General features: G+C 74.1%; 10 protein-coding genes. 8 read left to right on the forward strand and 2 right to left on the reverse strand.

Translation table 11 applies throughout. The features are described from left to right. Window positions 1-4: 4 nt before the first annotated feature. The gene (locus OG711_RS34160; protein ID WP_329562460.1) at window positions 5-1090 is read right to left on the reverse strand and encodes a LacI family DNA-binding transcriptional regulator; all 1086 of its coding nucleotides are present in this window, start codon (window positions 1088-1090) and stop codon (window positions 5-7) included. Window positions 1091-1194: 104 nt separating this feature from the next. On the opposite strand from OG711_RS34160, the gene OG711_RS34165 reads away from it, so the two are divergent. From OG711_RS34165 to OG711_RS34175, 3 genes are all read left to right on the forward strand, one after another. Then, window positions 1195-2148 carry an ROK family protein gene (locus OG711_RS34165; protein ID WP_329562462.1) on the forward strand — a complete coding sequence of 318 codons (954 nt, stop codon included), beginning with the start codon at window positions 1195-1197 and terminating at the stop codon, window positions 2146-2148. Window positions 2149-2399: 251 nt separating this feature from the next. Further along, window positions 2400-3419 carry an SPFH domain-containing protein gene (locus tag OG711_RS34170; RefSeq protein WP_073795890.1) on the forward strand — a complete coding sequence of 340 codons (1020 nt, stop codon included), beginning with the start codon at window positions 2400-2402 and terminating at the stop codon, window positions 3417-3419. Continuing rightward, window positions 3416-4351 carry a hypothetical protein gene (locus tag OG711_RS34175; RefSeq protein ID WP_266512467.1) on the forward strand — a complete coding sequence of 312 codons (936 nt, stop codon included), beginning with the start codon at window positions 3416-3418 and terminating at the stop codon, window positions 4349-4351. The genes OG711_RS34170 and OG711_RS34175 overlap by 4 nt, the downstream gene beginning before the upstream one ends. 165 nt (window positions 4352-4516) lie before the next feature. Here OG711_RS34175 and OG711_RS34180 read toward each other — a convergent pair whose 3' ends face one another. Then, window positions 4517-7699, reverse strand: a complete 3183-nt coding sequence (locus tag OG711_RS34180; protein WP_329562464.1) for an AfsR/SARP family transcriptional regulator — start codon at window positions 7697-7699, stop codon at window positions 4517-4519. A 97-nt stretch (window positions 7700-7796) separates the two neighbouring features. Between OG711_RS34180 and OG711_RS34185 the strand changes: the two genes are divergently transcribed. The 5 genes from OG711_RS34185 (at window position 7797) to OG711_RS34205 (ending at window position 14642) form a co-directional block, all read left to right on the forward strand. After that, complete coding sequence (locus OG711_RS34185; RefSeq protein WP_266512461.1) at window positions 7797-8918, forward strand: NAD(P)-dependent oxidoreductase; 1122 nt, start codon at window positions 7797-7799, stop codon at window positions 8916-8918. Further along, entirely contained in the window at window positions 8911-9801 is an 891-nt protein-coding gene (locus tag OG711_RS34190) for an NAD(P)-dependent oxidoreductase (RefSeq protein WP_266512457.1), read from the forward strand. Before OG711_RS34185 ends, OG711_RS34190 begins: the two co-directional genes overlap by 8 nt. 416 nt (window positions 9802-10217) lie before the next feature. After that, window positions 10218-11312 carry a hypothetical protein gene (locus tag OG711_RS34195; RefSeq protein ID WP_245877067.1) on the forward strand — a complete coding sequence of 365 codons (1095 nt, stop codon included), beginning with the start codon at window positions 10218-10220 and terminating at the stop codon, window positions 11310-11312. Between the two features lie 401 nt (window positions 11313-11713). Beyond that, window positions 11714-12751 (forward strand): NUDIX hydrolase, encoded by a 1038-nt coding sequence (locus OG711_RS34200; protein WP_073795881.1) that lies wholly within the window; start codon window positions 11714-11716, stop codon window positions 12749-12751. A gap of 454 nt (window positions 12752-13205) precedes the next feature. Then, entirely contained in the window at window positions 13206-14642 is a 1437-nt protein-coding gene (locus OG711_RS34205) for a DUF2252 domain-containing protein (protein WP_266512451.1), read from the forward strand. Window positions 14643-14662: the final 20 nt, after the last annotated feature.

The raw sequence follows: 14662 nt of genomic DNA on the forward strand, positions 1-14662 counted from the left end.
GGAGTCAGTCGGCCGGGGGTATCTCGCCGGACCCCCGGGTGATCAGCCGGGTCGGCAGTTCGATGCGTTCCGGGGTCCGTGAGCCCCCGTCGAGCTGACGGAACAGCCGTTCGGCGGCCGTCCGTCCCAATTGGGCGGCGTCCTGGGCGATCACCGTGAGCCCCGGTACCAGCAGGTCCGCCAGTTCCAGGTCGTCGAAGCCGACCAGGGCGACCGGACGGCTCTGTTCGGCCAGCACACGCACCACCGTCACGGTCACCCGGTTGTTCCCCGCGAAGACCGCTGTCACCGCTCCGGGGCCCGACAGCATCGCCTCCGCCGCCACCCGTACCCGCTCGGGGACGGTCGTCCCGAGGGACATCCACGCGTCCTCGACCGGTATCCCGGCGTCGGCCATGGCCGACCGGTACCCCCGCAGCCGCTCGACCGCCGTGTGGATGCGCGGCTGGTCGCCGATGAACCCGATCCGCCGGTGCCCGTGGGCGATCAGATGCGTCACCCCGGCGCGGGCACCGCCGTAACTGTCCGACAGCACGGTGTCCGCCTCGATACGTCCGGCGGGCCGGTCCACGAACACCGTGGCGACCCCGGCCCTGATCTCCGGTTCCAGGTACCGGTGGTCGTCCCCGGCGGGGATCACCACCAGCCCGTCCACCCGCCGCGCGCAGAGCGCGAGCGCCAACTCCTGCTCCCGGCCCGGGTCCTCCGCGCTGGAGCCGTTGATGAGCAGCGCGCCGTGCGCGCGGGCCACCTCCTCGACGGCCCTGCTCAGCGGACCGTAGAAGGGATCGGCCAGATCCTCCAGGACGAGTCCCACACTGGCGGTACGCCCTTTGCGCAGTACCCGCGCGCTGTCGTTGCGCCGGAACCCGAGTGCGTCGATGGCCTCCTGGACGCGTCGCTCCGTGTCTGCCGTGACCCCCGGCTCCGCGTTGACCACGCGTGACACGGTCTTGAGACCGACTCCTGCGCGCGCGGCGACGTCCTTCATGGTCGGACGGTTGCCGTAGCGGTTCTCGGCTCTGCGGGCTATATCGGCCACTATGCGGCGTCCTGTCCTGTCGTACGGGTACGTTTTCCGGGTATGCATGACGATGTGGCGACGAGCATAGAGCCTGGACAACGTTGTCAGACGCGAGGGAGACTGTTCCACGCTTTCTCCGGACGGCCCTTCCACCAGGAGATCCCACACTGATGCTGACCGACCTCGTCGCCGCGCTCGACATCGGCGGGACAAAGATCGCCGCCGCACTCGTGGACGACCGGGGCCGTGTCCACACGCGGGCGCAGCGGCCGACGCCCGCGCACGAGGACGGCGACACGGTGATGCGGGCCGTCACGGAGGTCGTCGCACAGCTGACGGTGTCGCCGTTGTGGTCGTCGGTGCGGGCCGTCGGGATCGGCAGCGCGGGACCGGTGGACGCGGTGGCGGGCACGGTCAGTCCGGTGAACGTCCCCGGGTGGCGCCGGTATCCGCTGGTGGAGCGGGTCGCCTCGGCGACCGGGGGGCTGCCCGTGGAGCTGATCGGCGACGGTGTCGCGATCACGGCCGCGGAGCACTGGCAGGGTGCCGCACGGGGCCATGACAACGCGCTCTGCATGGTGGTGTCGACCGGTGTGGGCGGCGGGCTGGTCCTCGGCGGCCGACTGCATCCGGGGCCCACGGGGAATGCCGGGCACATCGGGCACATCAGCGTCGACCTCGACGGCGATCCGTGTCCGTGCGGTGCGCGCGGCTGTGTGGAGCGCATCGCCAGCGGCCCCAACATCGCCCGCCGCGCGCTGGAGGGCGGCTGGCGCCCCGGCGCGGACGGGGACGCCTCCGCCGAGGCCGTCGCCGTCGCCGCGCGCGCGGGTGACCCGGTCGCCCTCGCGTCGTACCGGCGGGCCGCGCAGGCGCTCGCCGCCGGGATCGCGGCGACCGCGACCCTGGTGGAGATCGACATCGCGGTGATCGGCGGCGGTGTGGCCAACGCGGGCGAGGTGCTGTTCGCCCCGCTGCGCAGGTCGTTGCGTGACTACGCGGCCCTGTCCTTCGTCCAGCGCCTCACGGTGGCACCCGCTCGGATGGGGGCGGACGCGGGACTGGTGGGCGCCGCGGCGGCCGCGCTGAGCCGGGGCGCGGGGGCCGCGGCGGCGGGCGTCTGAGCCCTGGCCCACTCATGAGCCCTGGCCCCCCTCGTGAGTCTTGAGGTCCTTGTGCGTCCTGAGCGCTCGTGAGTCCTGAGGCCCTGAGGCGGCGGGTCCCCGAGGTGGCGGGTCCGGAGGCCCTGGGTGCTGTCGGGTCCTCGTCCTCGACCTCGTGCGCGGGAGGGCGGTGTGCGCCGCCTCCCTTAAATAGTCAGCTTGACCAAAAAGAGGGAACCCTTTAATGTCATGGAGACGAAAAGGGGTCCCTCATGGCCGACATCACCAGGCGTCTCGGCTGGCGCCATCTGCGCTCCGCCCCCACCTCCCATATCCGGCACCACCGGGACGGCGGACTCGTCCACGACGGTCCGGGCATCGGATTCTGGTACCGCGCCCTCACCGCGGCCCTCTCCGAGATACCGGTCGACGACCGTGAGGAGTCGATGGCGTTCCACGCCCGTACCGCCGACTTCCAGGACGTGACCGTGCAGGCGACCGTCACGTACCGGATCGGTGATCCGGCCGTCGCCGCCGAACGGCTGGACTTCTCCATCGACCCGGACACCGGCGCCTGGCGCGGTTCGCCGCTGGAGCAGCTCTCCACGCTGCTCTCGGAGACGGCCCAGCAGCACGCGCTCGACGTCCTCGCCCGGACCCCGCTCGCCGGGGCCTTGGTCGACGGTGTGGCCGCGGTACGGGAGCGGGTGACGGACGGGCTCGGCGCGGAGCCCCGGCTCGCCGCGACCGGGCTCACCGTGGTCGGGGTGCGCGTGGTGGCGATCCGTCCCGAGCCCGAGGTCGAACGCGCCCTGCGCACCCCCGCGCGTGAACGTATCCAGCAGGAGGCCGACCGGGCCACCTACGAGCGCCGGGCCGTGGCGGTGGAGCGGGAGCGCACGATCGCCGAGAACGAACTGGGCAGCAAGATCGAGCTGGCCCGCCAGGAGGAACGGCTGGTGGAGCAGCGGGGCGCCAACGCCCGCCGGGAGGCCGAGGAGCAGGCCGCCGCCGACGCGATCCGGGCGGAGGCCGAGGCGGCCCGCACGGTCCGGCTCGCCAGGGCGCAGGCCGAGGCGGCCCGGGAGGCCGGGGAGGCACGTGCGGGGGCCGAGGCGTCCTGGCTGCGGGTGCACGGCGACGCCTCACCCGAGACCCTGCACGCGCTGACGGCCGCCCGGCTCGCCGAGAACCTGCCGCGCATCGACAGTCTGACCGTCTCTCCGGATGTGCTGACCGGGCTGCTGGAACGCCTCGGCCGCCCCGGCGCGCGACGGGAGCCGGGGGCGTGAGTCTCGCGCCGAGGGCGGTGCTGGTCCACCGCACGACGGAGTACGAGGAACTGCTCGCCCGGCACGGCACCGCGGGGCAGGCCGGTTTCTTCCTCTCCTCCCGGGGCCGGAGCCTCGCCGGGGTGGCGGCGCGGCACGCGCTGGCCCGGCGGACGCTCGCCGAGACGGCGGCGGCCGTCCCGCTGAGCTGGCGTCAGGCCCGGGTGGAGCGCGGCGATCTGGACCGGTTCCTGTTCGGCCCGGAGGACGTGGTCGTGGTGGTCGGCGCGGACGGACTGGTCGCCAACACCGCGAAGTACCTGACCGGACAGCCCGTGGTCGGGGTGGACCCCGAGCCGGGCCGGGGTCTCGGCGTACTGGTGCGTCACCGGTCTGCGGACACGGCCCGGCTGCTGGCCGCCGCCGTCTCGCCCGGCGCGCTGTGCGACGAGCTGACGATGGTGGAGGCGGTGGCCGACGACACCCAGGTGCTCCGCGCGCTCAACGAGATCTATCTGGGTGCGCCGGGGCACCAGACGGCGCGCTACCGGCTCGGTACGACGGCCCCCGCCCACGGCGGCGCGGGGCGGCGCGGGGACGCGGGCGGGGACACGGAGGAGGCCCAGGCGTCCTCCGGGGTGCTGGTCGGCACCGGCACCGGGTCGACGGGCTGGCTGGGGTCCCTCTGGCGGGAGCGGGGCAGCGGGCTGACGCTGCCGGCGCCCGCCGCCCCCGGTCTGGTCTGGTTCGTCCGGGAGGCCTGGCCGTCGCCCGCCACCGGCACCTCGCTCGTGGAGGGCACGCTCGGCGGGAACGAACAACTGCGGCTCGTGGTGGAGTCGGACCGGCTGGTGGTCTTCGGGGACGGGGTGGAGAGCGACGCGCTGGAGCTCACCTGGGGCCAGACGGTCCGGGTGGGACTCGCGGATCTCCGGCTGCGGCTGGTGATCTGACGCCGCGCCGGACGGCTCGGGCGCGACGACCGGCGTCACGGAGCCCGGCGCGCGTCGGCGGAGCGGGTGTCCCGTACCCGTACCCGTACCCGTACCCGTACCCGTACTTGTGCCTGTGGCCGGTGCCTGTGCTTGTGACCGTCGCCGTGTGAGGTCCGTCAGGTGTCAGCCGTTCTCGCCGTCCGGACCTCCGGCGTGTCCCGGCTCGGGGGCGTCCTCGCCCGGTGCGGAGAACTCGGCGGTGAACACCTCGTCGCCCAGGGCCGCGAGGACGCGGGCGGTGACGCGGTCCACGTCGCCCCGCTCGGCCTCCGGGAGCGGGGCGCCGGACCGTTCGCGGGCACGGGCCGCCAGGCCCAGGAGGCGGGCCGCCCGCGCGGGTCGATCCGCGAGGGAATGGGCACCGGCCAGGCCCTCGTGGGCGAGGGCGACGGCCCGGGGGTCGCCGCCCTCGCGGGCGACCGCGAGACCCTGCTGGTGGAGGGACAGGGCCAGGGCGGCATCGCCGCGCTGTTCGGCGAGGAAGCCGAGTTCGGCGAGCAGGAGCGCGGGGCCGGGGCCGAACTCGACCTCGCGGTGCCAGGCGAGGGTCTTGCGCAGATACCGCTCCGCGAGGTCGAGGTCGCCCTCGCGGCGGGCCCCGAGGGCCAGGCCGATCTCGGCGTGGACCTCACCGGCCGCGTATCCGTGCTCGGCGGCGCGCGCCCTGGCGTCCCGGTGGAGTGCGGCGGCCCGCCGGAAGTCACCGGTCAGCAGGGCGACCCGGCCCAGGCCGGTGAGCCGGTCGGCGGCGTCCGCCCAGAACCCCAGCTCCTCCGCGAGCCGCAGACCCTGCTCGTGCAACGCCGAGGCATGGGCGTGGTCACCGGTGATCGAGGCCAGCGCCGCCAGCGGGTACGAGCTCTGAAGACGGCCCCAGGGGTCCCCGAGCTCGTCGAAGAGCGCGTGGGCGTCCGTCGCGTCGCTCCGCAGCGCGGCGAGGTCGCCCCGCAGCAGTCTCTGGACGGCCCTGGTGCTCAGCGCCGCGGCGATCCCCCAGCGGTCGCCGTCCGCGCGGAAGGACGTCAGGGCCCGGTCCACCAGGACCTCGCTGCGGGCCAGGTCCTCGCCCGCCCTGAGCGAGGAGTGGCCGAGGAACCACACGGCCCGCGCGTCCCCGCCCCACTCGCCTGCGCCGCGTCCGGCCTTCGGAACCGGACCCTGCCGGGCCTCCCCGGCCAGCAGGGCGAAACCCTCGTGCCACAGGGCGATACGGGAGCGCTGCCCGGACCGGTCCGCGCCGGTGACGCGCAGGGTCTCGCCGAGCGACCGGCGGGCCTCGCTGAGCCGGCCGCGCAGGAACCAGTACCAGGTGGAGGCGAGCGCCATCCGCGCTGCCGCAGCCGGCTCCCCGTGCCGCAGGGCCCGTTCCAGCGCCGTACGCAGATTGGCGCTCTCCTGGTCCAGCCGGTTCACCCACTGCCGCTGCCCGGGGCCGTGGAGCAGGGGCGCGGCCCGCCCGACCAGTCCGGCGTAGTAGGAGTGGTGGCGCTGTCCGACGGTCCCGGACTCGTCCGCCTCCGCGAGACGTTCCGAGGCGTACGCGGCCACGGACTCCGGCAGCCGGTAGCGGGGACCGTCCGTCACCGTGACGAGCGAGCGGTCCACCAGCCGGATCAGCGGCCCCAGGACATCCGTGTCGCCGCCGCACACCGACTCGGCCGCCTCAAGGGCGCAGCCGTCGGCGAAGACCGACAGCCTGCGCAGCACCGTCCGCTCGTCGTCGCCGAGCAGCTCCCAGCTCCAGTCGATCACCGCCCGCAGGGTCCGCTGCCGGGCGGGCGTCCCGCGGTGGCCCCCGTCGAGCAGCCGGAACCGGTCGTCCAGGCGGGCGGACAGCTCACGCACGCCCAGCGCCCGGACCCGGGTCGCGGCCAGTTCCAGCGCGAGCGGTATCCGGTCGAGGCGGCGGCATATCTCCGCGACGGCCTCCGCGTTGTCCCCGGTCACGGTGAATCCGGGCGCGGCGGCCGCGGCGCGCTGGGCGAACAGCAGCTCGGCGTCGGCCTGCGCCAGCGGCGGCACCGTCCACACCGCCTCCCCGGCCAGCCCGATCGGCTCCTGGCTGGTGGCCAGGACACGCAGGCCGGGGGCGGCGCCCAGGACGCGGCGGATGACGTCGGCCGCCGAGTCGATGACGTGCTCGCAGTTGTCCAGCAGGAGCAGGAGCCGCCGGGAGCGCAGCGCGTCCTCCAGCCCCGCCGGGCCCTCCTCGCGGATGCCCAGGGCCGCGCTCAACTGCTCGGCCACGTCGAGCGATCCGGCGAGACCGACCATCCTGACGCCGTCGGGGTATTCACCGGCCACCCGGCCCGCCACCTCCTCCGCCAGCCGGGTCTTGCCGACCCCGCCGGGCCCCGTCAGCGTCACCAGCCGGTGCGCGGCGAGCAGTTCGGCCGCCGCGGCCACCGCTCGCGTCCTCCCGATCAATCCGGAGAGCGGGGCCGACAACCCGGTGGGCGAGGTCGGTGATCCAGGCAACCCGGCGGACGGCGCCGGCGATCCGGCGAAGGGGGCCGACGGGGCGCCGGTGCCGCGTCTGCGGGTGGCGGGAGCCGTCCCCAGTGCCTCGTCGTGCGCGAGGACCGCCTGGTGGAGGGCGACCAGCTCCGGGCCGGGGTCCACCCCCAGTTCATCGGCCAGCAGCTTCCGCAGCGCGGTGTAGGCGGCCAGGGCCTCGGACTGCCGCCCCGCCCGGTACAGCGCCCGGATGTGCGCGGCCCGCAACCGCTCCCGCAGCGGGTGACGAGCCGTCAGCTCGCCCAGCTCGTCCGTCAGCGCGTGGTGCTCGTCCAGTTCCAGCCGGGCCTCGGCGCGTGCCTCCAGCGCGGTCAGCCGCTGCTCCTCCAGGCGTTCGGCCGCGGAGTGCAGGAAAGCGACCTCCCGCAGATCGGCGAACGCGTCCCCCTTCCACAGCGCCAGGGCGTCGGTGAGCAGGTCCGACCTGGTCCGGGGGTCCCCGATGTCATAGGCCGAGGTGGTCAGTTCGGTGAACCGGTGGGAGTCCACGTCACCGGCTCCGGTCCGCAGCAGATACCCCGGGGCCCTCGACTCCACCAGCTCCGCGGCCCCCGACTCGCCCCGCTCCAGGGCGCCGCGCAGCCGGGACACCTTCGTCTGGAGGGCGCCCACCGGGTTACGGGGCACCCGGTCGCCCCACAGATGGTCCACCAGCAGGTCCGACGACACGGTCCGGCCCGCGTGGACCAGCAGGGCGGCCAGCAGCGCGCGGACCTTGGCCTCGGGGACGTCGACCGGGTCACCGGCCGCCGTGGAGACGGTGAGCGGGCCGAGCACGGAGAAACGCATGCCCGCACGGTATCCGGGCGTCCCGGCGGTCGGCGTCCGTGGACCGTCCAGACCCCTGACCCCTGACCCCGAGCCGCGGACCGCCCACCGCCCGACCATGACCGACAGCCATGACCGACAGCACTCCGACAGGGTCCCGACAGCGCGCGCGGCCACAGTGAGGTCAGTCGAACGAACCGGCCCGGCGCAGCGGACCGGACGGACCACCGGACACACAGGAGTGACCATGCTGGAGCACACGAACGACGGGCAGTCGGCGGTGTCGGTGATCGGCCTGGGGCAGCTGGGGACCCGGATCGCCCAGGCGTTCCTCGCCGCCGGCCACCCCACGACCGTATGGAACCGCACCGCCGCGAAGGCCGACGCCCTGGTGGCCCAGGGAGCACTCCGGGCCACCACCCTGGAAGCCGCGGTCACCGCGAGTCCGCTCGTCGTGGTGGTCCTCCCGGACTACCCGACCGTGGAGAAGCTGCTCGGGCCGGTGGCGGACGGGCTGCGCGGCCGGGTACTGGTGAACCTCACCTCCGGCACCCCCGAGGACGCCACCAGGACGGCCGGGTGGGCGGCGGAACACGGCGTCGGCTACCTCGACGGCGCCGCCATGAGCGGCACCCGGCTGGTCGGGCGCCCCGAGGCGCTGTTCGTCCTCAGCGGCTCCCAGGACGCCTTCGACGCCCACCGGGAGGAACTGGCGAGCCTCGGCAACGCCGTGCACCTCGGCACCGACCCGGCGCTGGCCCCGGTGTACGACACCGCGCTGTTCGGCCAGGTCTGGGGCGCGCTGGCGGGCTTCTACCACTCCGTGGCCCTGGTCGGCGCCGCGGGCGTCGACCCCACGGCCTTCGCGGCGGTGGTGAAGGGGCACATGCCCTTCGTCACCTCGCTGATGGTGGACCACGCCCGGCAGATCGAGGACGGCCGGTTCCCGGACGACGACGGCACGGTGGAGGTGCACGGGGCGGCGATGGACCATCTCCTGCACACCAGCGCGGACCAGGGCATCGGCACCCGGGTGCCGGAACTGTTCAGGACCCTGCTGGAGCGGACGGCGGCCGACGGCCACGGCAGGAGCGGCATCGCCAGCGTGGCGCGGACGATCTCGAAGGGCGACACGGCGGTCGACGCGACGGCTGACGCGACGGCCGCCCCGGAGGGTGACACGAAGGCCGACGAGAAGGCCGACTCGAACAGCGACGAGAAGGGTGAGCGGAATGTCTGAGCGTACGAAGTCTCCCGTGACGGTCCTCGGGCTGGGCCGGATGGGCACCCCGATCGCCGACGCGTTCCTCGCCGCCGGCCACCCCGTGACCGTATGGAATCGCACCGCGGCGAAGGCCGGTCCGCTCGTGGCGCGAGGCGCCGCCGGTGCGGCCACCGCCGCCGAGGCCGTGGCGGCGGGCCCGCTGGTGATCGCTCCGCTCCTCGACCACGAAGCGGTACGCGAGGCCCTCGGCCCGGCCACCGCCGAGCTCCGTGGCCGCACCCTGGTCAACCTCGCCAACAGCAGCCCCGACCAGGCCCGGGAGCTCGCCACCTGGGCCGCCGGGCACGGCGCCGACTACCTCGACGGCGCGATGATGGCCCTGCCGCAGACGGTCGCCACCCCGTCGGGCTTCTTCCTCTACAGCGGCTCCCAGGACGCCTTCACCACCTATCGGCCCGAGCTGGAAGTGATGGCACCGGCCCACTACTTCGGCACGGACCCCGGCGCGGCGGAGATCCACGACCTCGCCGTGCTGGGCACCGGGTACGCGGCCCTCGCCGGGTTCCTGCACGCGGCGGCCCTGCTCGACACGGTGGGCACCCCTCCCGAGGTGCTGGCCCCGCTCGCGGCCCGCTGGCTGGGCGGCATGGCCGACTTCCTGCCCGAGCTGGCGCGGGAGGCGGGATCGGGATCGTACTCGGACGGGGTCTCCACGATCGACCTGAACCGGGCCGCGGTCGGCAGCCTCGTCGGCCTCAGCCGCACCCACGGTGTCGCCACCGACGTGCACGACCCGCTGAAGGCCCTGCTCGACAGGAGAGCGGCCGACGGCCATGGCCAGGACAGCTTCTCCAGCGTGTTCGAGCTGCTGCGCACCCGGAACCCTTCGAAGGGGTGAGCGCACGGCCGGGGAGGCGGGGGCGGCCGGGCCGACCTTCAGGGCCGCCCGTCGACCGGCCGACGCCCCCGGCAGCCCACGTCGACCGGCAGACGTCCCCCCGCCCCCCAGACCCCCGGCCCCGCCGACCGGCCCCCGCCGATCGGCGGGGCCGTCGCCGATCCCGGCCCGCGCCGAACCCCGCCGACCGGCGAAACCCGTTACCGGCGGAGGCTGTCGAGGCGTCACAATGAGGGTGTCCCCCGAGCGTCAGGGCGTGCATGAGGCCGACGAGGTCACCGATCACGTCACGCCGCACCCGACCCGCTCGCGGACCCGCCAGGACGCGCGCCCCTCGCGGCACGGACCGGGCGCAGATCACACCGATCGCCGTACAACCCTCCGGGGGTGTCGTCGGTCTTGCCATTGATCACGCCGTGATCGCATCCACGAGGAGAAACGTCATCACCGCCATACGCAAGACCCTCACCGCCACCGCTGTCGTCGCTCTCGTCGTGTCGGTTTCCGCCGCCTGCGGCACGGTGGAGAACCTGACCGCGGGGCAGAAGATCGACCGCGCGTTCGAGAAGCTCGGGAAGGAGAACTCGGTCGGGTTCGAGCTGGACCTCGACACGGATGTCGCGACCCTGAAGTCGATCGACCCCGCCGCCTCGCCCGACGACCAGATCCCCGACGAGTTCGCCGAGCTGATCACCGCGGGGAAGATCTCCGTCTCCGTGGAGTCGAAGAAGCCGTTCGCCGAGTCCGGCCAGAAGGACTTCGTCGGCATGGCGGCCAAGGTCAGCGGTGCCGACGGCGAGCTCATCGAGTACCGGACCGTCGGTGACTTCACCTACGCCCGGTTCGACCTGGCGGCGTTCGCGAAGCTGTCGGGCAGCCCCGCGCCGTCCGTGGACGACATGCTCCCGCCCGGTGAGCTCGCCGAGAGCCGTGCGGCGATCGAGAAGGCGCTCAAGGGCGAATGGGTCAAGGTCTCCAACAAGAAGCTGGAGGAGATCCAGAAAGAGGTGATGGCGGAAGCGCCCAAGGAGGCCGCGGAGCCCACCCTCGACGCCAAGACGCAGAAGAAGCTGCTCGACGCGGTGACCGGCGTCCTCTCCAGCAAGGTCGAGTTCAAGACCGCCGAGGGCAAGGACGGCGCCGAGCGCGTCACGGCCACCGCCTCCCTGCGTGCCCTCGTCACGGCGATGGTCGAGGAGATCCGCCCGCTGGCGAAGGACCTGCCGCCGGGTGTCGAGCTGCCCACGGCCAAGGAACTGAAGGAGCTCCCCACCAAGAAGGGCTCCGCCGACTTCACCCTGAAGAACGGTGAGCTGAAGGAGGTCTCCATCGACCTCAGCCAGCTCGACAAGAAGCTCAAGGGCAAGAAGATCGACCTGGTGCTGCGGCTGACCGACGCCGAGAAGCCCGAGGCCCCGGCCGGTGCCACGGAGCTGAAGCTGGACGAGATCATGGACAGCATGTTCGGCGGCGGCGCGGCGGGCTTCCCGTCCGAGGAGTTCTCCGGCTGAGCCGTCGGCGGAGCCTGGTCCGGCCCGCACCTTCATGGCGGGAGTGCGCCACCGGCCCGCTTCCCGATCGCCCCCGGGGCCCCGCGCCCCGGGGGCGATCGGCTGCCCCGCCGCCGGTGCCCCCGCCGTCGGCGCCACGCCCGGCCGGGTCCGGGCACGCCCCCCACCGGGCACGACACGGTCCCCGGCCCGCCCCGCGAAGGTGGGCCGGCCCCCGCCGCCGCGCCCGGCGGCCACGCGGGGGCGGGCCGGCCGGGGCCGGACAGCGGCGGGGAGCCGAGCGGAGCGGGAATCGCGCGCCTGCCACGGCGGAAGCGCGGGTAGGTCCACCTACGGGGTCCTGGTTTTCGCGGCGGGGCCTTCCGGGCAGTCCTTCAGGGGTTACCAGCAGAGGGGGAACCGTGATCGTCTGGGTGAACGGTGCGTCGGGTGCGGGCAAGACGACCACCGCACGGGAACTGATCGAGCTGATCCCGAACAGCACACTCTTCGACCCCGGGGTCATCAGCGGCGCGCTGCCTCGGCTGCTGCCGCCCAAGTACCTCGACGAGATAGCCGACCACCAGGAACTGCCGATCTGGCGGCGACTGGTCATCGACACCACGGCGGCCGTCCTCGCGGAGGTCGGCGGTGTCCTCGTCGTCCCGATGACCCTGCTGCGCCAGGACCACCGCGACGAGATCTTCGGCGCGCTGGCCTCCCGCCGGATTCCCGTACGCCATGTCGTGCTCGCCCCGGCGGAAACGATCCTGCGCGCCCGTACCGCCCAGCACCCGGCCCCTGCGGACCGCCCCGACGGCGCGGTCCGGGTCCGCCCACGGGAGGACGACCCGGTGGCGGCCTACCGCGCCGCACTCGGCTCCTGGCTCGCCGCCGACGCCCACCTCATCGACAACGGACGGCTCACCCCGCACGCCACCGCCGTCCGGATCGCGGAAGCCGTCCGCACCGGGACCGCGCCCGTCAGCGACATCGTCCAGACCCCGCAGCCCGGCGCCGAGACCGTCGCCGCCGGGGTGCTCCTCTTCGACGCCGAGGACCGTGTCCTGCTCGTCGATCCCACGTACAAGGCGGGCTGGGAGTTCCCCGGCGGCATCGTGGAACCCGGCGAGGCGCCCGCCCGCGCGGGCGTCCGCGAGGTCGCCGAGGAGACCGGGCTGCGGCTCGACCAGGTGCCCCGGCTGCTCCTCCTGGACTGGGAACCGCCCGCGCCTCCCGCCTACGGAGGACTGCGGCTGCTCTTCGACGGCGGCCACCTCGACGCCGACCGCGCCGGACAGTTGCTGCTGCCAGGCCCCGAACTGCGTGACTGCCGCTTCGTCGCCGAGGACGAGGCCCGCCGGCTGCTGCCCCCCGAGCGGTACGCCCGCCTCCGCTGGGCGCTGCGCGCCCGGGAACAGGGCGCCGTCGTCTATCTGGAGGCCGGACTGCCCGTGTAGCCGAGCGCCGCGCGGCCGGTGACCCCTGCTGGTCGGTGCGGCGGGCACCGACCGGCACGGCCCGCCCACCCGTCAGCCCCGATCCGGACGGAAGCCCCTGGCCGACGCCCGGGATCGCGGCTGGACGGGCCCGCCACCGAGCGGACGGGCCCCGCGTCGAGCGGACGGGCCCCACGCCGACCGGATGTGGACCTGCACCGACCGGACACGCCCCCGCAACGGCGGTACAGGGCCCCGGCACCGACCGGACAGGGCCCCGGCACCGACCGGACAGGGACCCGCACCGGCCGGACAGGGACCCCGCACCAGCCGGGACAGACCCCCGCACCGACCGGACAGGCCCCGGAAGCACGGCAGCGGGCGCGGCCGGGGCGCGGGGCGGATACTGGGGTGGTGCGGCCCGGTAGGGCGGTCTGCCCCGGGTGCGCTCCGTGCGACCTGGAGGTGCGGCGCCATGGCGCGAGGCAGCGGGAAGCCCGGCGGACGGGTGATGGTGGGCGGCGCCCGCCATCTGACCCCCCGGGAACGCGCGGAGCGCGGAAAGGCGGCCCGCAAACGGACCCCGAGGTCCGCGCACGCCGGGTTCGAACCGGCGCCGGGGCGGCCCGACCCGGTCGCCGTCGTCGAGGAGCAGTCGGCCGCCCGGGTCCAGGAGCTGATCCCCATCCGCTACGGACGGATGACGGAGACCCCGTTCCGCTTCTACCGGGGAGCCGCGGCCGTGATGGCCCAGGACCTGGCCACCACCCCGGACTCCGGGCTCACCGTCCAGCTCTGCGGTGACGCCCATATGCTCAACTTCCGGCTGCTCGGCTCCCCCGAACGGCGCCTGGTCTTCGACATCAACGACTTCGACGAGACCCTGCGGGGCCCCTGGGAATGGGACCTCCAGCGACTCGCGGCGAGCCTGGTCATCGCCGCACGGGAGAACGGCTGGTCCCGGTCGGTGCGCGCCCGGATCGTCCAGGACACCGTACGGTCCTACCGCGAACGCATGCGGGCCTACGCGGGGATGGGCAACCTCGACGTCTGGTACGACCACGGGGACATGGAACGGGTGCGGCTACTGGCCGACGAACGGCTCGGCGCCCGGGGCCGCGGCCGGCTGACCAAGGCCCTCGGCAAGGCACGGACCCGCGACAGCCTCCAGGCGTTCGAGAAGCTCACCGCGGTCCACGACGGGCGACGCCGCTTCAGCCCCGACCCGCCGCTGATCGTGCCGGTCGACGACCTGCTGAGCGGCGCCGAACTGGACCGGCTGGTGAAGGGGCTGCGCCAGCTCGTGGAGCGGTACGTACGCAGCCTGGCCATGGAACGCCGGCATCTGCTGCGCCAGTACCGGGTCGTGGACATCGCCCGCAAGGTCGTCGGGGTCGGCAGCGTCGGCACCCGCTGCTGGATCCTGCTCCTCCTCGGCAAGGACGACCAGGACCCGCTGATCCTCCAGGCCAAGGAGGCCGACCGGTCGGTCCTCGCCGAGCATCTCGGCGAGAGCCCCTACGACAACCAGGGCAAACGCGTGGTCGCCGGACAGCGGCTGATGCAGGCGGTCGGGGACGTGTTCCTCGGCTGGGACCGGGTGACCGATGTCGATGTCCCGCAACGCGATTTCTACGTACGCCAGTTGCACGACTGGAAGGGCATCGTGGAGCCGCAGGACATGGTGCCCAAGGGGATGCGGGTGTTCGGCGAGTTGTGCGGGGCGACCCTGGCGCGCGCCCACGCCCGGTCCGGCGACCGGATCGCCATCGCCGCCTATCTGGGCGGCGGCGATGTCCTCGACCGCGCGCTGGCCGTGTTCGCGGAGGACTACGCCGACCAGAACGAACGCGACCACCGGGCCCTGGTCACCGCCGTCCGCAAGGGCCGGGTGACGGCCGCGGGCGCCTGACCGCCACCGGCCACATGCAC

Origin of the sequence: Streptomyces uncialis (assembly GCF_036250755.1) — a bacterium.
GTDB lineage: Bacteria > Actinomycetota > Actinomycetes > Streptomycetales > Streptomycetaceae > Streptomyces > Streptomyces uncialis.

Bases quoted from the DNA above. Each gene is read 5' to 3' on its own strand.
- OG711_RS34190 (WP_266512457.1), top strand. From the start codon at position 8,911: ATGTCTGAGCGTACGAAGTCTCCCGTGACGGTCCTCGGGCTGGGCCGG.
- OG711_RS34180 (WP_329562464.1), bottom strand. From the start codon at position 7,699: ATGCGTTTCTCCGTGCTCGGCCCGCTCACCGTCTCCACGGCGGCCGGT.
- OG711_RS34185 (WP_266512461.1), top strand. From the start codon at position 7,797: ATGACCGACAGCCATGACCGACAGCACTCCGACAGGGTCCCGACAGCG.
- OG711_RS34170 (WP_073795890.1), top strand. From the start codon at position 2,400: ATGGCCGACATCACCAGGCGTCTCGGCTGGCGCCATCTGCGCTCCGCC.
- OG711_RS34205 (WP_266512451.1), top strand. From the start codon at position 13,206: ATGGCGCGAGGCAGCGGGAAGCCCGGCGGACGGGTGATGGTGGGCGGC.
- OG711_RS34160 (WP_329562460.1), bottom strand. From the start codon at position 1,090: ATGCATACCCGGAAAACGTACCCGTACGACAGGACAGGACGCCGCATA.
- OG711_RS34165 (WP_329562462.1), top strand. From the start codon at position 1,195: ATGCTGACCGACCTCGTCGCCGCGCTCGACATCGGCGGGACAAAGATC.